We start from the raw sequence: 17,990 nt of genomic DNA on the forward strand, positions 1-17,990 counted from the left end.
GTACGCGTGCTGCGACGGAGCGCACGACGTTGGGCCGGTGCACCACCCAGTCGTCAATCCGCAGGTCACCTGTGGTCGTCACGCGAACCTGCTCCCCTCTGCGCATAGTGTCCGGTTTCGACTCGCTCGGCAATGATCGCACCACAGATGCACGTTTGTGCAACTTTCCGGCGTGATCGGACGGCGTGGCGGCGCCGCTGGGGGGCGCGGCCGGCACGGCCTCCGACATGGCCCCGGGCGGGGTCTCGGGCGCGGGTCTGGTCGTCTCCATCAGGTGCTCACCTCCGGGTGGTCGCGAACGTGGTCGATACGGCGTCGAGGCCCTGCGGTCCGGCGGTCGCGTGGATGATCGCGAGCGCGACCTCGCAGGTGGCGGCGATCAGGTCGCTCGCTCCCCACGCGTCGGCCAGGCGATAGAGGTTGACGGCATCGCCCTCCGCGTACGCGCGCAGGTACTGGGCGCCCAGACGAACGAGTTCGGGGTGCTCGGTGTGTTCCATGCAGCCCAGACGCGCGAGCTGCCCGGATGTCACAGCACTTCTGGAAATTTCTTCGGATTGTTCTGTGACGTCCGGTTCGGACCGATGTCGGGGTCCGATATGGGTGCCCAGGGCACCGTTCGGCGCGCACGATCTCTTTTCATCCGGTAGGCCTGTGATCCAGGCCACATGTGAATGCATCGAAAAGTGCTGTGACATCCGGGACGTGCCCGCGTCTTAGCTGCGACGCGGACGAAGTTCGGACCTCGCTGGGGGCGGGCCGAGCTCCGGCGCGTCGGGTGGGAGACCGTGGTTCGGAGTGCGCTGGGGGCACGCCGAGCCACGATCTCCCGCTCTCCGGCGCGAGCGCCGGCTCGGACCTCGCTGGCGGCGGACCGAACCGGCGCTCGTGTCCCCGCGCGGCCCTCGCCGTGGGCGGGGCACGCCGAACGTCCTTTACCCGGCTCGGCCGGCCCGCGTACGGTGGAGGCATGCGCACGGCACGCTCGCTGCTTATGTAGCCGCACCGGACTCGCCCTCGATCGGGCACGACCGGTGCGGCCGCCCCTCCTTGCGAGGGGCTTTTTCGTGCCCGGACCCGATCGACGCACCGGAGAGCGAGAACGATGAGCGAGCAGCGCACCACCCCCGAACCTGCCGGCGACGGTCCGCCTGCGGCCCACCCGTTCGCGGCGTCCGACGACGGCGCACGGCCCCGCCGCTACCTGCTGACGATGTTCCCGTACCCCTCGGGGGACCTGCACATGGGTCACGCCGAGGTGTTCGCGATCACCGACGTCGTGGCGCGGTACTGGCGCGCCAAGGGCTTCGACGTGCTGAACCCGGTGGGCTGGGACTCGTTCGGCCTGCCGGCCGAGAACGCGGCGATCCGCCGTGGCGAGCACCCCGCCGTGTTCACGGAGGCCAACATCGCGACCCAGGCGGCGTCGATCGAGCGCTACGGCGTCTCGTTCGACTGGTCGCGGCGGCTGCACACCCACGAGCCGGGCTACTACCGCTGGACGCAGTGGCTGTTCGCCCGCCTGCACGAGCGGGGTCTGGCCTACCGTGCCGAGGCGGAGGTGAACTGGTGCCCGCACGACCGCACGGTCCTGGCGAACGAGCAGGTGGTCGACGGCGCGTGCGAGCGCTGCGGTACCGCCGTCGTCGCGCGCAGCCTGACGCAGTGGTTCTTCCGGATCACCGCGTACGCGGACCGGCTGCTGGACGACATGACCCTGCTGGAGCCCGGCTGGCCCGCCCACGTCCTGACGATGCAGCGCAACTGGATCGGCCGCTCCGCGGGACCGGAGGGAGCGACGACCTACCGCCTGCACGACTGGCTGGTCTCCCGGCAGCGCTACTGGGGCGCCCCGATCCCGGTGGTGCACTGCCCGGCCTGCGGGGAGGTGCTGGTGCCGGACGACCGGCTGCCCGTCGAGCTGCCGCACCTGGAGGGGGACCGCCTGGCCCCGGGCGACGTCTCGCCCCTGGCCGCCGCCCGCGACTGGGTGGAGACCACCTGCCCGCGGTGCGGCGGCCCGGCCGAGCGGGACACGGACACGATGGACACGTTCGTGGACTCGTCCTGGTACTTCCTGCGGTACCTGTCGCCCGAGTACGACGGCGGGCCGTTCCGGCCCGAGGACGCCGCCCGCTGGATGCCCGCCGCGCTGTACGTGGGCGGTGTCGAGCACGCGACGATGCACCTGCTGTACGCGCGGTTCGTCACCAAGGTGCTGTACGACATGGGCCTGGTGCCGTCGCCCGAGCCGTACGCCCGCCTGATGAACCAGGGGCAGGTGGTCAACCACGGCCGCGCGATGAGCAAGTCGCTGGGCAACGGCGTGGACCTGGCGGCCGAGCTGGACCGGCACGGCGTCGACGCCGTCCGGCTGGCGATGCTGTTTTCCGGGCCACCGGAGGACGACGTCGACTGGGCGGACGTCTCACCCGGGGCGATGCGCACGTTCCTGGCTCGCGTGCTGCGGCTGGCTCCGGCGGGGTCCGAGTCGGGCGCGCCAGGTTCGGGCGGGCCGGGCGTCCGCGCGTCGGACGCCCTGCGCCGCACGGTGCACCGGACCGTGCACGACGTCGACACCCTGGTCGAGGCCGGGCGGTTCAACGTCGCGATCGCGCGCCTGATGCAGCTGGTGGGTGAGGTGCGGCGGGCGTCGTCGCCGGCCGGCGGGGCGGACGACGGCGGGGCGGACGACGGCGGGACGCACGACGGCACGGCGATCTACCGCGAGGCCATCTCCGCCGTCGCGGTCCTGCTGAGCCTGTTCGCTCCGTTCACCGCCCAGGAGCTGTGGGAGCGGCTGGGGCGTACGACGCCGGTCGCGGCACAGCCGTGGCCCGAGGTGGACCCGGCGTACCTGGTGGTGTCCGAGGCCGAGGCGGTGGTCCAGGTGGACGGCAGGGTGCGGGACCGGATGGCGGTCCCGGCGGACGTCGTGCCGGCCGAGCTGGAGCGAGCCGCGCTGGCCCGGCCGGCGGTCACGCGTGCCGTGGGCGGACGGCCGGTGCGGCGGGTCGTGGTCCGCCCGCCGCACCTGGTCAACGTCGTGACCGGACCCGACGTCACATCCGACGTGACTCCCGGTTAGGCGGCCGCGCCGTCGTTCTCGTCGAGCTTCGCGCGCAGGGCGCGGAGCTCGACGAGGATCTCGCGGTTCTGCTCGGCCAGGGCGTCGAGCCGCTCGTCCTTCTGCTCGTCGTCCTTGCGCTCCTCCTCGGAGATCTCCTCCATGCCGTTGACGATGACGGCGATGAACAGGTTCAGCACCGCGAAGCTGACCACCAGGATGTACAGCACGAAGAAGATCCACGCGGCGGGATGGGTCTCCATCACCGAGCGCGCGATGTCGGGCCAGGCCTCGCCCGTCATGGCCTGGAAGAGCGTGAACAGGGACGTCCACAGGCTGCCGAAGTACTCGGGGGACGTCTTGCCGAACAGGCCGGTCGCGATGACCGCCGACACGTACATGACCAGCACCAGCAGCGCGCCCACGGCGCCCATCCCGGGCACTGCCCGCAGCAGGCCGTCGACGACGCGGCGCAGCGCGGGCACCGCCGAGATGACCCGCAGCACGCGCAGCACCCGCAGGGCGCGCAGTGCGGACAGGGACTCGGTGGCCGGGAGCACGGCGACACCCACCACGAGCAGGTCGAACACGTTCCACGGGTCGCGGAAGAAGCGCCAGCCGTAGGCGATCAGGCGCAGGAGCAGCTCCAGCACGAAGAAGCCGAGCATGACGTGGTCGATGTTCTGCAGGACCTCGAACGCCTCGCCATGGACCATGGTCTCGGCGCCCAGGACCAGGGCGTTCGCCAGGATCACCCCGAGCACGAGGTTGGTGACCCACCTCTGGTCGAGAAAGGCACGCAGTCGCTCTCGTCCGGTCCGCGGTGCGGCCCGTGTGCCGATCTCCTGGTTCATCGAGTGTTCCTCCACTTTCGCGTGCCCGGAGCCCACGCCCCGGCCTTGCCTCAGGGCCCCTTGCCCGGGCGAACCTTAGCGCGGCGGTGTGTCCAGACTTGTCCGGGCGCAATGTCCCGATATGGGACTGATCGGCGGGTCCGGTGGCAACTGAACCAAATCAGTGCTGGAGTAGAGCACAAGCAAGCCACACGACTGGAGGAAAATGCCATGGGCAACTGGGCCTTTCTCATCCTCGGACTGATCGCCGGTGTCATCGCACGCATCGTCATCCCGGGCAAGCAGCCGGGCGGTTTCTGGGTCACCTTGCTTCTCGGCGTGCTCGGCGCCATGCTCGGCGGCTGGCTGGGCGGCCTCATCTTCAACGTCAGCTTCAGCGAGTTCTGGTCCTGGTCGACCTGGCTCTTCGCGGTGATCGGCGCGATCATCGTCATCCTGATCGCCCAGGCGATCTTCGGCCGGCGCAAGACCGCCTGACCGCTGTGGCCCGCGGCCGCACCGCCCTCGTCGTCCTCCTGACGTCGCTGGTCGGGGCGGCCGCTGTCGCATGTTCGGGCGCGCCCGCGCCGTCGTCGACCCTGGGGCCCGTGCCCGACGACATCGCCGACCACCTCAGCGTCCAGGTGGACCAAGGGCGCACGCAGTACGCCGCCCGCGAGATCGTCCTCGCGGTCACCAACGACTCGGACGAGACGATGACGTTGGTGTCGGGGGCCCTGGACGCGGACGGCTTCGGGCCCACCCACCCCACCAAGGAGAACCGCACCCCGGCGCTGCGGCCCGGCACCACGCGGGACGTCTATGTCGAGCTGGGCGAGGCGGAGTGCGCCGGCTTCCCGGCGGGCCCGGAGGAGCCGGTGCCGGACGCCGCGCCGTCGGCGACGATCACGCTGGCTCTGGGCGAGTTCGACGAGCTCGGGCCGGCCAGCGACCTCGTCGTCGAGGAGGTGGGCGATCCAGGCGGGCATCTCGCGCGGAACCACGCGGTGGACTGTGCCACGGCCGCGGTAGCCGCGGGCGCGAGCCTCGCCGTCGACGCGGACATCCCCGTCGAGACGCGCGACGGCGAGCTGACCGCCCTGGTCACGCTGCGGATCGATCCGGTGGACGGCGGGCCCGAGGTCACGATCGACCGGATCGCCGGGACCACGATCATGAACAACCCCGACCCGGACGGCGAAGAGACCGGCTGGACCGGCTCCGCGCTCGACGGGCAGCGTTCCGGCAGCGTCACCCTGTCCGTGGTGCCCGCCCGCTGCGACGCCCACGCCGTGGGCGAGGACAAGCGCGGGACGTTCCTGCCCGTGTCGGCGAGCGTCGACGGGGTGGCGCAGCACGTGATCTACGTGCCCATGCCGGACTCGGCGCGCGCCGACCTGTTCGCCTTCATCGCGGACAGCTGCGACTGGCCGGAGTAGCCCCGGGGCCGGGTACGCGAGAGGCGCCGCGTCCGCTGCCGGATACCCGGCGCGGAGGCGGCGCCTCGCGAGACTCTGGTGTTGCGGCTGTCCAGGCCAGCGGCTCAGACTCTGCCTTTTTGTCGTCTGAGCCTGCGGCTCCGGCTCAGACGACCCGGATGAAGGTCGGGCTGTTCTGCCACATCTCGGTGTAGCGGACCGGCATGCCGGCGGCCCAGGCCTCGATGATCATGCCGTTGCCGGCGTAGAGGGCCACGTGGCCGGGCGTCCAGACGATGTCGCCCGGCTCGGGGTACGTGACCTGGTAGCCGGAGCTGAGCATCGCGCTCGAGGAGTGCGGCAGGGAGACGCCGAGCTGCGCGTACACGTACTGGATCAGGCCCGAGCAGTCCATGCCCTCCGACGGCGAGTTACCGCCCAGCACGTAGGTGATGCCCAGGTAGTTGAAGGCGATGTTGACGGCCTGCTGGCCGACCGGCACGGGGTCCGGCGCGTCGACCGAGACGACGGCGGGGCCCTCGCCCTTCTCGCCGTCGGCGCCCGTGGAGGTGCCCAGGGCTTCCATCTCGATCGGCATCTTCGCGTCGGCCGGGACGGTCACGGTGGGGGCGGCGGCGACGGACTGCTTGGCCACCGCGGTGAGGGAGTTGAGGTCGACCGAGTTGAGCTTCGCGGTCTTGACGTCGGTCTTCAGGTCCATCGCCGGGGCCGCGTGGGCCGTCGTCGCGATGGTGGAGATCAGGACGCCACCGGCGGCTGCGGCGATCGCGCCGCGGCGGGCAACTGTGCCGGCGTTCTCGGTGGCGGTACGGGCGAGGATGGTCAGCGGTGTCTGGGCCGGGCGGCTGTCACGATGCCGTCCGCGGAGGGAGTTCGTCACCTAATGTCTCCTGTACCGCCTGCGAGGTCAGCTGTCGGGTTCGGGTAGGAGTACAACCCGGCCGCACGGCTACTGGGGGGTTTCCGTCCGGCTTCACCCCGAGGACGACGATCCTGCTGTCGCCCGGGAATGGGTCCCCCGCTCCTGTCTTGAACGTCTGGTCACGAACCGGTGACAGGACTCGGCGTCCGGCTCGCGACTCCACCGTGCGGTGGAGCAGAAGTCAAAGTACACACGTTCACGGAAAAAGTCACGATCGGGTTACGCATTACGGTCTGACCCAACGAAGGCGCAGATTTGCGCCGTTCCGGGCTTCAGGGGTTATGACCGACATCACACATCCGCTACCGTTCGGCGGCATGGGCGAATCGCACTCCCGTATCTCCGCCTGGTGGGTGTTTCCCATCAGTGCGATCGTCTGGTGGATCTGCGGATTCCTGCCCTGGCTCGCGCAGCTGTCGTACCAGGTCACCGGCATCGCGGACGCTTCTGACGCCGCCCAGGCGGGCATCCTGCCGCTGCCCTTCACGGCCGACGGCGCGGTGGTCGGCCTCGTCGTCATGGCGCTGCTCGGTGGCGTGCTCGCCGGGACCACCGCCCGCCTTGCCGCCTCGGCCGGGGCGGGCGCCGCCGCCGCGATCGGCGGCACCCTGCTCGCGATGGCCGGAGCAGGTGGCGCCTCCTGGTGGCTCGCGGCCCGCGAGACGGTCCCGGGTGACGCCATGCCGCTCGGCATGCTCGTGGTGACCTGCGCCGCCGGGATCGTCGGCCTCGCGGCCGGGCTCCTGGCGGGCCTCGGGCCGGCCGCTCTGCGCGGTGTCGCCCTCGCCCTGCCGGTGGTGCTCCTCGACGGCTGGTTCTGGGGCTTCGTGCCCGGCAACGCGGTGTCCCCCACGGGCACGTGGTGGGTGCTCGCCCTGGCGCTCGGTATCGCGTTCGGCCTCACCGTGGACAGCAAGCCGATGGAGCTGCTCGGCTGGCTGCCCGCCGCCGGCGCCGTGTGGGTGCTGCAGGCGGCTGGACCCGCCCTGCTGGCGGTGCAGGAGAACATCTGGCCGGGCTCGGCGCTCACCGAGGACCCGATGTCCGCCGTGGCCCTCGCCGCGGGCAAGATCGCCTCCGCCGCGATCGTTCCCGACGGGCACCAGCTCGGGGCCTGGGTGGTCGCCCTGCTGCTCGGTGCGGCCATCGCCGCGCTCCGGCTGTCCAGGGAAGCCGATGACGAGAGCGAGCTCTCCGAGGCCTGGGCCTGACATCCCGTGCCCTTACTGATTGCGATTGTGTAAATTTCACCCCCATCCGGGCGTGAGGCCTGTTCGGCGTCGACTCAGTCGCCCTAGGTTTGCCCCAGTTCAGGGGTAATCAGCCCCTGTGCGAATAATGGGGGCATATATGAACAGGAAGTCACTCGTCGGCGCCGCCACCTCCGCGGCGCTCGTCGTGGCGACGCTGGTCGCGGTCGCGCCGGGCGCGCAGGCCGCGACCAACGATCCCCTCCGGGACAGGCAGTGGGGCCTGGACCAGATCAACGCCGAGGCGGCCTGGCCGGCCAGCACCGGCGAGGGCGTGGTGGTGGCCGTCGTCGACACAGGAGTCGACTTCGACCAGCCCGACCTGGCGGGGCAGCTCCTGCCGGGCGCCACCTTCACGGGCTGCGCGGACGTCCGTCCGTGCGGCGAAGGGGACTTCAGGGGGCCCGACGGCACCAACGACGGCGACGAGCACGGGACGCACGTGGCAGGCATCGTCGCCGCCGCGACGGACAACGGCATCGGCGTCGCGGGCGTGGCGCCGGACGCCAGGATCCTCCCGGTCAAGGTGCTCGAGGCCGGGTCTGGCTCGTCGCAGGACATCGCGGACGGCATCCGCTGGGCGGCCGACCACGGTGCCGACGTCATCAACCTCTCCCTGGGCTCCGGCCTGGGTGGGCAGCTGCTGACGATCATCGGCGTCGACACCCTGATGCGGGACGCCATCGCGTACGCGCGTGAGCGCGGTGTGCTCACGGTGGCGGCGGCTGGCAACTCGTCGACCCCGCTCTGCAGCGACCCGGCGTTCACCAGCGTCGCGATCTGCGTCGGGGCCACCGACTCGGCCGGGCTCCACTCCTACTACTCGGAGCTGCCGGTCAAGCTGGACCTGAAGAGCGTCTCGGCGCCCGGCGGGTCGGGCGGGCTGACCGGCTGCGACGGCGACGTCTGGTCGACGGTTCCCGTGGGCACGGGTTCCGACACCTGCTCGGGCGGCAGCTACGACTCCTACGCGGGCACGTCGATGGCGACGCCGCACGTGGCCGGGGTCGCGGCGCTCCTGTTCGCGCAGGGGCGCTCGGTCGACGACGTGGAGAGCGCCATCCTCCGCACGGCTCACGACCCGCTGCTGGGTCTCACGGGGCTGTGGTCGCCGCTGTACGGGTACGGCGTCGTCGACGCGGCCGCGGCGGTCGCGTACTGACGCCGCTCGCGGAGTGGCGCCGCTCGCGTACCGACGTCGGTCGCGACCGCCGGGACGAGCGCGAAGGAGCACCGCGGCGCGCGCCGCGGTGCTCCTTCGCTCTGGTTGTTGACGGGTTGCCGGTGCGGATCAGTACGGGCGGATGTAGACCGCGTAGTCCTGCCACTGCTCGGTGTAGCGCACAGGACTTCCGTAGTTGGCGGCCTCGACCACCATGCCGCCGCCGGCGTAGAGGGACACGTGCCCCTGGGTCCACACGATGTCGCCCGGGATCGGCGACGACACCTGGTACCCGGTGGCCACCATCGACGACGAGGAGTGGGGCAGCTCGACGCCGAGCTGCGCGTACACGTACTTGACCAGGCCCGAGCAGTCGAACCCGGTGGCGGGCGAGCTGCCGCCGTACGCGTAGGCGATGCCGATGTACTGCATCGCGATCGAGACGGCCTGGGCTCCGATGGAACCGTCGGACGCGTAGTCCGGGGTGGCCGGCTCGGCTTCGGCGGCCGCGGTCGTCGCGGTCACCTGCTCTGTGGTGGTCTCCACGACCGGCTCCGGCTCGGGCTCGGGAGCGGGGGTGACCTTGACGGCCTTGCTCTCGATGTTGAGCCTCGCGTCGTTCGCGACCTGCACCGCTGGTGCCGTCGCGACGTCCTTGGCCAGTCGGTTCGAACCGTCTCCCGCGATCGCGTGTGCGCTGGGTGCGAACGCCGTGGCGAGAAGTCCGGATGATGCCGCGATCACTGCGCCGGAACGTGCTGCGGTGCGTGTCACGGACATGAAGTGAGTGCTAGGAGCGTGATCGGCGCGGTGTCGACCGCGTCGGACGGTGGTACTCACCGAAGTTCTCCAGTCGCCGGTTGCGCGGGCCCGTACCGGTCTGGGGAATGGGGCCCGCGGCTGTGCCTCCGGTGGCGCAGCGAAACCGACGCTACATACGGGTATCGACCTTGTCTCGATCAGATAACAGTTGTCGTGAAGTATCGGACTGTCCGAAACGCGCGTAACTTTTCGACCAGATGCCTTTTCCCAGCGTAAGGGTTGTTTTTAACGCCGAAATGCGGTCCTGACGGGTATGAGGAAACAGCGGGGGAAATGTTGCGACACGCCGCTCTCCGGCGGCGTGTCAGCCCTTGTCCCGCACCCGGAGCTCCGCCTCGGCCTTGAGGTCGGCCAGCAGGGTGTCGGCCAGCTCGCGGGCTCTCGGACCCCCTGCCAGGTCGGTCAGCCCGGCCAGCATCCCGCTCCGGGCCACGGCCGTCGTGACCTCGCACGCGGCGTCCGCGCTCGGCGCGGCAGCGGCCTGCGGCGTGATCCGGTGCGCGATCCCGGTCCGGACGCCGGGGGTGGAGCTGCTCGACCAGGAGAAGCCCTGCCCCTCGGCGAGGCCGTCCACCTCCCAGGTCGCGGCCGGCAGACCGGGCTGGTCGATCTCGACCCGGGAGCCCACGACGAGCGCTGTCTCCGGGCCGAGCAGCGTCACGCGGCTCATGGCGGTGGTCCACGCGGGCATGCGCTCGACGTCGGACAGGATCTGCCAGACGACGTCGGCGGGCGCCTCGATCCTGGCGCCTGTGCGGTAGGCGTGAGCCACGGGCCCCAGGCTACGCCGGGCTCGGGAGCATCCGGCGCAGCCCGGGGCCCGTGGCGGACCTCCGGGTGAGGGGCGGGTCAGGGGCCGGTGGAGAGCTCGACCGTGACCGGGGCACCCCAGCTGACGAGCGCACTCCCCGCGGGGTCGGACGAGATGACTGTCCCCTCGGGGACGGTGTCGGACGCAGCTTCCTCGAAGGTGCATGCCAGGTGCTTCTGCAGGCAGGCCACCTCGGCGTCCTCACGGGTCATCGCGGTGAGGTCGGGAACCTCGATGACGCCGTCCGCGATCTCGTCGGGGAGGTCGGTGAACTCGGTCGTGAGGTAGATGTCCATACCGTGCTTCGTGTCCTGCGTCTCGAGTGGTCGGTTCCGCAGCTCGTCGTAGATCACGGTCCGCATCCTGTCGTCGTCGGCGTACTGGTAGGTCGCCGCCGTGCCTCGGCGGCCCTCCGAGTCACGGGCGTCCTGCTCGACCTCGACGCCGGACAGGCTCGTGAGCAGCTCCCACGCCGCGGCCCGCAGCTCCGGCTCCGCCGGTGCCTGGGTGGCCAGGCGTGCCGCGGCGTCGCGCACCGCTTCCTCGGTCCAGCTGGCAGGCGCATCCGCGTCGTCGTAGTTGTCCACGAGGGCCTCGTGCAGGGGTTCCGGCTCGGTCGGCAACGCGGCCATGTCCGCCCACGTGTAGCTGAGGAGATGCCCCTCGAGGTTGATGTGGTCGCCGAGGGCCATCAGCGCGGGTCCGCCGGCGGTCAGCTCGAAGCTCACGCCCTCGCCGTACCAGCTCTCGCTGCCGAGGTCGCTGCCCAGCGGTGCCTCGGGCCCGGACTCGCCGCCCGTCTGGCTCGGTGTGCCCCGGGTCACGACGTGGAAATACGTCGCCTCCCGCCAGCCGTCCGGCGGTATGACGGGCTCCATGGCCGGGTAGCTGGGTGTCTCGGGCAGGGGGTCCCCCTCGCTCGACGTCAGGGGTGGCCCGGTCGGGCTCGGCGACGGCTCGACCGGCATCGTCGTCGAACCTCCCGGCACGACCGTGGTGGGCTCCAGCGTGGTGGCCGCCCAGGCCCCGCCCCCGAGGGCCAGGCCGAGCGCCAGGGTGACGCCGCCCGCCCGGGCGGCCCGCCGCCGTCGTGCGGCGGGGACTACGCGCGTGACGTCGACGTCGATCCTCGGTGCGACCCGGGTGACCTGGGCGCGCAGGGACTCGGCGAACTGCTCGTCGGGGTTCATGACCCGCTCCTCTCGTTGTCGGTGGGCCGATCGGTCGCGTCGAAGCCCTGCAGGATCTCGCGCAGGCGCACGATGCCGCGGGACGCGGTGGACTTCACGGTCCCGACCGTGACGCCGAGCGCGTCGGCGACCTCACGCTCGGGGAGGCCCTCGAGGTGCCGGAGCACGACGATCCGGCGCTGCCTGGTGGGGAGCAGCCGGAGCGCACGGACCAGGCGGTCCCGCTCGGCGTGCAGGTCGGCGGTGTTCCCGGCGCCGTCCGGCCGGTCGGGCACGGCGTCGGAAGCCATGAGGACCTCCCGGCGCCGGCGCCGCCAGCCGTCGATCCGCAGGTTCGCCAGCACGCGCCGCGCATAGGCGAGCGGCTCGCCCTGACGGGCCTTCGGCCAGGCCAGGTACGTCTTCATCAGGGCCTGCTGCACCAGCTCCTCGGCCTGGTGCGTGTCCCCGCACAGCAACCAGGCGGTGCGGGCGAGGGCGGGGGCGGACCGCGCCATGAAGGAGGCGAACTCGGCCTCCTTGTCGCGCGCCACCGTGATGTCGACCGCGACGCCGCCGTCTGCGGCGTCGGCGGCGTGGACCGGGTCGGGGCTCGAGCGCCCCGCGACCATTGGCATGCTCATGTCTCCTTCACGGTTCGGCACGGCGAAAGGTTGAGCGGGGCGCGCGGGTGGCTGTCGGTGTGCTTCCGTATCCTCGCGGCATGGCCACCCACCGGCTCACCGTGCAGCAGGCGCGCCGCATCGCGCTCCGCGCCCAGCTCCTCGACGCCCACCGGCCCGTCGACCTGGTGCACCTCGTGGAGGACCTCACGTTCCTCGCGGTGGACCCGACGTCGGCGGTCGCCCCGGCCGTGGACCTCGTCGCCTGGTCGCGGCTCGGGAACGAGTACTGGGTGGGCGCGGTCGACGACGCGATCACGGACCGCATGCTGTTCCAGCTCCGCGGCACCGTGCGGTCGATGGGCGACCTGCCGCTGTACCTGGAACAGATGGAGCAGTGGCCGCAGAACGAGACCATGCGGCAGTGGCTCGCCGACAACGCGGAGTTCGAGCGTGAGGTGCTGGCGCTGGTCGAGGCGGAGGGGCCGGTGCTGGCCAAGGACGTGCCCGACACGGCCCGGGTCCCGTTCACCTGGGGTGCCGAGGGGTGGAGCAGCCGGCGCAGCGTGGCCGAGATGCTCGAGGCGCTGAACATGCAGGGCAAGCTCGCGATGGTGGGGCGCAAGGGCCGCCAGCGGCTGTGGGATCTCGCCGGCCGGGTCTATCCGCAGGTCGAGGCGGTGCCGCTCGCGGACGCGCTGCGCGAGCGGGTGGACCGGAGGCTGGCCGCGGAGGGCATCGCGCGCGAGCGGGCGCAGGGCCGCTCGGGCGACGGCGCGTGGTGGGTCGACCTGCCGGGCGAGGTCGTCGAGGTCGACGGCGTCGACGGCGAGTGGCGGGTGGACCCGGAGCTGCTGGACCACGTGGACGACGAGTTCGAGCCGCGCACCGCCCTGCTGTCCCCGTTCGACGCGATCGCCGCCGACCGCGCCCGGCTGCTCGACCTGTTCGGCTACGAGTACACGCTGGAGATGTACAAGCCGAAGGGGAAGCGGCGCTGGGGGTACTTCGCGCTGCCGATCCTGCACGGCGAGCGGTTCGTGGGAAAGCTCGACGCGAAGGCCGACCGCAAGGAGGGCGTGCTGAACGTCTTCGCGGTGCACGAGGACCTGCCGTTCGACGGGGCCACGATGGACGCGGTGCACGCCGAGATCGAGCACCTCGCGACGTGGCTCGGGCTGGGTCGGGTCGACTACGCCAGATCCGCCTAGCGGCACGCGCGGACCGTCCGGGGCGGATTCGGCAGGAGGAAAAACCACCCGCGCGGGCACCCGGCTGGACCTTCCGGACGGCCGGTGCCTGTGGTCGGATGGCGGCCATGACACAGCGGACAATTCGGTACGAGACCGACTCGTTGACGAGTCTGACGGGGCTGGTGTCCCTGACGGCGTTGACCAGCAGCCCGGACCCGCAGGCGGCGTACGACGCGCTGCGGGCGCGCTGGGGTGCTGTCGCTCCGGTCGAGATCGAGGCCGGGGTGCCCGCGTGGCTGGTCATGGGCCACCAGGAGAGCTGCCACGTGATGCGCTCCGAGGCCGCCTTCGCCAAGGACCCGCGCACCTGGCGGTGGAACTACGAGGGCCTGCTGCCGCCCGGCACGGCGATCGCGACGTTCGCGCCGGCCGACCCTCGGCCGTCGTCCTTCCACCACGACGGCGAGGAGCGCCGCCGGCTGCGCAAGCCGCTGGACGACGCCCTGGAGGCGCTCGACGAGCGGACGGTCCGGGACAGCATCACCGACCTGTGCCGGCGGATCATCGACCGGATGGGCCCGAGCGGCACCACCGACCTGGTCCGGGCGTTCTGTCAGCCCATGGGCTTCCTCGCGATGACGACGCTGCTCGGGTTCGACCTCGAGACCGGCGCGCAGCTCATGGCCGACTCCGCCAAGGTGGTGGTGGCCGACGGCGACGAGGTGGCCGCCGCGCAGGCCCGGGTCGCGGGCACGATCCTGCAGCACATCCAGCAGCGCAGGCAGGACGGCGGGCAGGACCTGATCTCCTTCCTCGCGGTCCACCAGAACTTCGCGCACGACGGCGAGATCGCCTCGACGGCCGTGGTCCCGATGCACGCCGCCGCGATCTTCCTCACCGCGTGGATCACCCAGACGCTGCACCTGCGGCTGTCCGACCGGCAGCTCGCCTCCCGGGTGACCGGTGGCCGGGTCGGGCTGGACGACGCCCTCGACGAGGTGCTGTGGCGCCAGTCCCCGATCGCGCAGTCCCCGGCGCTGCGGTTCGCGCGCAACGACGTCGAGCTGGGTGGCCGGCTGATCAACAAGGGTGACGCCCTGGTGCTGTCGATCGCCGCCGCGAACGGCGACCCGGCCGTGCACACCAGCGACCCGTGGGACGAGGTGGGCAACCGCGCCCACCTGTCCTGGGGCACCGGACCGCACGCGTGCCCGGCGCCGCGTCAGGCCCGCCTGATCGCGCGCATCGCGGTGGACCAGCTCCTGCGGCACATGGACGTGCAGCTGCACGTGCCGGAGGAGGGCCTGCCCTGGGCGCACTCGCCCTGGGTGCGGCACCCCGAGCGGATGCCCGTGACCTACCGGCGGGCCCCGGCGTTCGGCGACATCAACGCGTGACGGCAGGCCGGGCGTCAGGTCCGACGCCCGGCCGCCCGTCAGGCCAGGCGTGCGTCAGGACAGGCGCGCCGGCAGCCGGGCCGGGCCGTTCGCCACGAAGCCGGGCACCTGCCCGTGGTCGCCGTCCGGCTCGACGAGCCGGAGGTCGGGGAAGCGCTCGAACAGCGCCGGGAGCGCGATCTCTGCCTCCAGCCGCGCCAGCGGCTCGCCGGGGCAGTGGTGGGCGCCGCCGCCGAACGCGAGGTGCGTCCGGTCCGCCCGCGCGGGGTCGAACACCATGGGCTCCTGGTGCACGGCGGGGTCCCGGCCCGGGGCGCCGAACGCCGCGATGATCGGGTCGCCCTTGCGGATCTGCACGCCGCCGAGCTCCAGGTCCTCGACCGCGAAGCGCAGCGGGATGTAGACCACCGGCGGCGCGACCCGGAGGGTCTCGTCGACCACGGCCGACCAGGAGACCTCGCCCGCGCGGGCCGCGGCCAGCACACGGGGGTGGGTCAGCAGCAGGCGGGTGGCCGAGGCCAGCAGGTTCACGGTGGTCTCGTGGCCGGCGATCAGCATCAGCCGTACTGTCGAGACCGCCTCATCGTCCGTGAGCGCCTCGGCGACCGTGCTGGTCAGGTCCTCGCCGGGTGCCTCGCGCTTGGCCTGGACCAGCCCCGCGATGAGCTTGCCCAGCTCGATCTGGGTCGCCAGGGCCTCGGCCGCCGTCGTGCTCGTGTCCATCAGGGTGTCGGCGCACCGGCGCATGTCACCGCGCACCTCCGCGGGCACCCCGATCAGGTCGCAGATCACCTCGATCGGGATCGGGTAGGCGAACAGCTCGCGCAGGTCCACCACCCCGCCGTCGGCGCCCGCCACGGCGAGCCGGTCGAGCGTCGCGGCGGTCGCCGCCTCGACCTTCGGCCGCATCTCCCGGGTGCGCCGCGCGGTGAAGGCGCGTGCCACCGACTTGCGCAGCCGGCGGTGCTCGTCCCCGTAGGAGTTGAACATCGACTTGCTCGTGACCCACGTGTACAGCGGCCACTGCGGGGTGATCTCGCCGTCGGCGAGAGCGGTCCAGTGCTGGTGGGAGTCCTTGGAGATCCGCGGGTCGACCAGCATGGGGCGGAGCAGCGCCACGTCGGTCACCGTCCACGCCTCCACACCGCCGGGCAGCACGACGCGTGCGACCGGGCCCGTCGCGCGCAGGCGAGCGGCCTCTTCGAGCACGGCGCCGCCGGCGGGGTCAAGTACCACGGTCTCCACGAGCACTCCTCAAGATCAGGTCCAGGAACGGTGGCCTCAGTCTTTTCCGAGATGCCCGCTTTGTCCATACCGGAAGTGGTTGAATATTTCAGTAGCATCGGTTGCTACGAAATCGGACTATCATCCGCGACGTGACATCACAGATGATGGTTGACCTCGTTCCGGTGGGCGAGGACGTGCTCGAAGACCTGCTCGCCCTGGCCGTGGCCGAGGCTCAGCCCGGCGAGGTGATGCCGCCCGCCTCCGGTGAGTCCGCCCACGAGGCGCGCACCACGTGGACCGAGCTGCGCAAGGGCGCGTTCCGCGACTACCACCGGCGGTGCCGGCTCAGCCGGACCGCTCCCGTCCCCGAGGTCACCTGGGCGGTCAAGGCCCGGGGCCGGATCGTCGGGGCGGCTCGTCTCGCCCTGGTCGACGGCGACCCGGGCGCGCGCGAGGTCGGACTCTGGCTCGGCGAGTCGTACCGCGGGCACGGCATCTCTGGTGAGGTGGCCTACTGGGCGCTCGCGGCGGCGCGGACCATGGACGCCCGGCGGCTGGTGGCGCGCACGGTGGCGAGCGCGCGGGCGCGGCGGTCGCTGGAGCGCATCGGCTTCGAGGTGGTCGAGCACGACGGCGGCCTGGTCGGCACCATCACGCTGCCCTGACCGTCACCCGGGGGAGGGTGGTCACGGCAGCGTGAGGTCTGCCAGCTCGTCGCGCGTGCCCGCGAAGACGTTGAGGTCGATGTACGGCTCCTCGCCGTCGTACCCGGGCAGCCGGTCGCGGTTCGAGTACTGCCAGACGGTCCAGTCGCGACCGTCGGACAGCCGGGGCGTCCACACGACCGACCGGATCCAGACCGGCAGGTCGGGGTAGCGGTCCGCGAGGTAGAGGTCGTACGCCTCCTCGGTCGCGTACACGATCGGCGGCACGCCGTAGTGCTCCTCGATGCCCGCGACCAGGGGATCGAGGATCGCGCGCACCCGCTCCGGCGCCGGCGGGTCGTCGAAGTAGGCGCCGTAGAACTCGAGGTCGACGACGGGTGGGAGCGTGCCCGGGGTCGCGGGCACCGCGCTCGCGAGGTGCGCGGCCTGCTCCGCCCCCGGGCTCTCGAAGCTCATGAAGTGGTAGGCGCCCACGAGCAGGTCCGTCCGGGTCGCGGCCGCCCAGTTCTCCGCGAACCGGGGGTCGGTGTGCGACGCGCCCTCGGTGGCCTTGATCCACGCGAAGTCGAGGTCCTGCGCGGCGAGCACGTCCCAGTCGATCTCGCCCTGGTAGTGCGAGACGTCCACGCCTCGCACCTCGTAGGCCGCGGCCGGGATCCGGTTGGGCCAGGCGGTCCCGGTCGCCACGAGCACGCCGAGGACGGCGACGACGGCCACCCCGGCCGCCGTCGTCCACAGGGCTGTGCGCAGTGCTGACCTGGACGGACGGCGTTCGGCGGGGATGCGCATGTCCGGAGGCTAGTCGCGGGATGCGTGCGCCACGGCGAACATCCGTGCAGGTCGTGTGCGGGCGGCTACTCGCCCGTCGCGCCACCCGCGATCTCGGCGGCGATGTCCAGGTGCCCCGCGTGGCGGGCGTACTCCTGCAGCACGTGGAAGCAGATCCAGGCGAGCGTGGGCGGGTCCTCGGTGAACCGGCCGCCGAGCGCCCCGTGCTCCGCGAGGTCGTGGGTGGCGAGCACCTCGCGCGTCGCCTCGCCCCCGGCGTGCAGCGCGGTGAGGAGCTCGTCCGGGCCCACGCCGTCGGGCACCGCCCACGGCCCGTGCGGGTCCTGGCCTGCGTGGTCGCCCCAGGGCCGGTCCACCTGCTCGCCCAGAAAACCCCACCGGAACCAGCGGCGCTCCATGTGCACCAGGTGGATCAGGAGCTCGAGCGGCGACCAGCCGGACGGCAGCCGGGAGGTGCGCAGGTCGGCGTCGGACAGGCCGCGCACCTTCCGGTCCACGGCCTGCCGGTAGTAGTCCAGGTAGGCGGTGAACAGGACCGGGGTGTCGGCGGAGTCGAGGCGGGGCTCGCGGTCGGAGAGGGGCACGTGGCGAGGTTACGTCGCCACGCCGGCAGACAGCTCC

General features: G+C 71.9%; 19 protein-coding genes and 1 riboswitch. Of the genes, 8 read left to right on the forward strand and 11 right to left on the reverse strand.

The genetic code is table 11. The features are described 5' to 3' along the window. A partial coding sequence (locus QRN56_RS05005; RefSeq protein WP_285101668.1) for a hypothetical protein occupies positions 1-271 on the reverse strand: 271 nt, incomplete at its 3' end. Positions 272-278: 7 nt separating this feature from the next. Then, positions 279-500 (reverse strand): hypothetical protein, encoded by a 222-nt coding sequence (locus tag QRN56_RS05010; RefSeq protein WP_285101669.1) that lies wholly within the window; start codon positions 498-500, stop codon positions 279-281. Positions 501-1,105: 605 nt separating this feature from the next. On the opposite strand from QRN56_RS05010, the gene QRN56_RS05015 reads away from it, so the two are divergent. Then, positions 1,106-3,088, forward strand: coding sequence for a leucine--tRNA ligase (locus QRN56_RS05015; protein ID WP_285101670.1), 1,983 nt, complete (start codon positions 1,106-1,108; stop codon positions 3,086-3,088). Here QRN56_RS05015 and QRN56_RS05020 read toward each other — a convergent pair. Then, complete coding sequence (locus QRN56_RS05020; RefSeq protein ID WP_285101671.1) at positions 3,085-3,921, reverse strand: ion transporter; 837 nt, start codon at positions 3,919-3,921, stop codon at positions 3,085-3,087. The genes QRN56_RS05015 and QRN56_RS05020 overlap by 4 nt on opposite strands. A 210-nt stretch (positions 3,922-4,131) precedes the next feature. On the opposite strand from QRN56_RS05020, the gene QRN56_RS05025 reads away from it, so the two are divergent. Continuing rightward, positions 4,132-4,398 carry a GlsB/YeaQ/YmgE family stress response membrane protein gene (locus QRN56_RS05025; protein WP_285101672.1) on the forward strand — a complete coding sequence of 89 codons (267 nt, stop codon included), beginning with the start codon at positions 4,132-4,134 and terminating at the stop codon, positions 4,396-4,398. Positions 4,399-4,403: 5 nt separating this feature from the next. Beyond that, the gene (locus QRN56_RS05030) at positions 4,404-5,339 is read left to right on the forward strand and encodes a hypothetical protein (protein ID WP_285101673.1); all 936 of its coding nucleotides are present in this window, start codon (positions 4,404-4,406) and stop codon (positions 5,337-5,339) included. A gap of 145 nt (positions 5,340-5,484) precedes the next feature. Here QRN56_RS05030 and QRN56_RS05035 read toward each other — a convergent pair whose 3' ends face one another. Beyond that, the gene (locus tag QRN56_RS05035) at positions 5,485-6,219 is read right to left on the reverse strand and encodes a C40 family peptidase (protein ID WP_285101674.1); all 735 of its coding nucleotides are present in this window, start codon (positions 6,217-6,219) and stop codon (positions 5,485-5,487) included. A gap of 1 nt (position 6,220) precedes the next feature. After that, a riboswitch (cyclic di-AMP (ydaO/yuaA leader) is annotated at positions 6,221-6,403 on the reverse strand. Positions 6,404-6,578: 175 nt separating this feature from the next. Between QRN56_RS05035 and QRN56_RS05040 the strand changes: the two genes are divergently transcribed. Both QRN56_RS05040 and QRN56_RS05045 read left to right on the forward strand, forming a co-directional pair. Further along, positions 6,579-7,472, forward strand: coding sequence for a hypothetical protein (locus QRN56_RS05040; RefSeq protein WP_285101675.1), 894 nt, complete (start codon positions 6,579-6,581; stop codon positions 7,470-7,472). A gap of 139 nt (positions 7,473-7,611) precedes the next feature. Beyond that, the gene (locus tag QRN56_RS05045; RefSeq protein ID WP_285101676.1) at positions 7,612-8,673 is read left to right on the forward strand and encodes a S8 family serine peptidase; all 1,062 of its coding nucleotides are present in this window, start codon (positions 7,612-7,614) and stop codon (positions 8,671-8,673) included. 129 nt (positions 8,674-8,802) lie between these two features. Here QRN56_RS05045 and QRN56_RS05050 read toward each other — a convergent pair whose 3' ends face one another. The 4 genes from QRN56_RS05050 to QRN56_RS05065 form a co-directional block, all read right to left on the reverse strand. After that, positions 8,803-9,453: a C40 family peptidase gene (locus QRN56_RS05050; RefSeq protein WP_285101677.1), complete on the reverse strand. Its 651-nt coding sequence runs from the start codon at positions 9,451-9,453 to the stop codon at positions 8,803-8,805. 346 nt (positions 9,454-9,799) lie between these two features. Beyond that, complete coding sequence (locus QRN56_RS05055; protein ID WP_285101678.1) at positions 9,800-10,267, reverse strand: SRPBCC family protein; 468 nt, start codon at positions 10,265-10,267, stop codon at positions 9,800-9,802. A 77-nt stretch (positions 10,268-10,344) separates the two neighbouring features. Next, positions 10,345-11,496 (reverse strand): PASTA domain-containing protein, encoded by a 1,152-nt coding sequence (locus QRN56_RS05060; RefSeq protein WP_285101679.1) that lies wholly within the window; start codon positions 11,494-11,496, stop codon positions 10,345-10,347. Further along, positions 11,493-12,119 (reverse strand): SigE family RNA polymerase sigma factor, encoded by a 627-nt coding sequence (locus tag QRN56_RS05065; protein ID WP_285101680.1) that lies wholly within the window; start codon positions 12,117-12,119, stop codon positions 11,493-11,495. Before QRN56_RS05065 ends, QRN56_RS05060 begins: the two co-directional genes overlap by 4 nt. An 80-nt stretch (positions 12,120-12,199) precedes the next feature. Here QRN56_RS05065 and QRN56_RS05070 point away from each other — a divergent pair, with 80 nt between their 5' ends. Both QRN56_RS05070 and QRN56_RS05075 read left to right on the forward strand, forming a co-directional pair. Next, a complete protein-coding gene (locus tag QRN56_RS05070; protein WP_285101681.1) occupies positions 12,200-13,309 on the forward strand; it encodes a DNA glycosylase AlkZ-like family protein in 1,110 nt (369 codons plus the stop codon). A 107-nt stretch (positions 13,310-13,416) separates the two neighbouring features. Next, positions 13,417-14,688: a cytochrome P450 family protein gene (locus QRN56_RS05075; protein WP_285101682.1), complete on the forward strand. Its 1,272-nt coding sequence runs from the start codon at positions 13,417-13,419 to the stop codon at positions 14,686-14,688. Between the two features lie 54 nt (positions 14,689-14,742). Here the strand turns inward: QRN56_RS05075 and QRN56_RS05080 are convergent, their stop codons facing one another. Next, entirely contained in the window at positions 14,743-15,933 is a 1,191-nt protein-coding gene (locus tag QRN56_RS05080; RefSeq protein ID WP_285101683.1) for a cytochrome P450 family protein, read from the reverse strand. A 131-nt stretch (positions 15,934-16,064) separates the two neighbouring features. Here QRN56_RS05080 and QRN56_RS05085 point away from each other — a divergent pair, with 131 nt between their 5' ends. Then, positions 16,065-16,580, forward strand: coding sequence for a GNAT family N-acetyltransferase (locus tag QRN56_RS05085; RefSeq protein WP_285101684.1), 516 nt, complete (start codon positions 16,065-16,067; stop codon positions 16,578-16,580). Positions 16,581-16,601: 21 nt separating this feature from the next. Here QRN56_RS05085 and QRN56_RS05090 read toward each other — a convergent pair whose 3' ends face one another. Together QRN56_RS05090 and QRN56_RS05095 are read right to left on the reverse strand one after the other, a co-directional pair. Continuing rightward, entirely contained in the window at positions 16,602-17,369 is a 768-nt protein-coding gene (locus tag QRN56_RS05090; protein ID WP_285101685.1) for a GH25 family lysozyme, read from the reverse strand. 65 nt (positions 17,370-17,434) lie between these two features. Beyond that, the gene (locus QRN56_RS05095; RefSeq protein ID WP_285101686.1) at positions 17,435-17,953 is read right to left on the reverse strand and encodes a DinB family protein; all 519 of its coding nucleotides are present in this window, start codon (positions 17,951-17,953) and stop codon (positions 17,435-17,437) included. Positions 17,954-17,990 lie beyond the last annotated feature (37 nt).

Origin of the sequence: Promicromonospora sp. MEB111, assembly GCF_030209445.1 — a bacterium.
GTDB lineage: Bacteria > Actinomycetota > Actinomycetes > Actinomycetales > Cellulomonadaceae > Promicromonospora.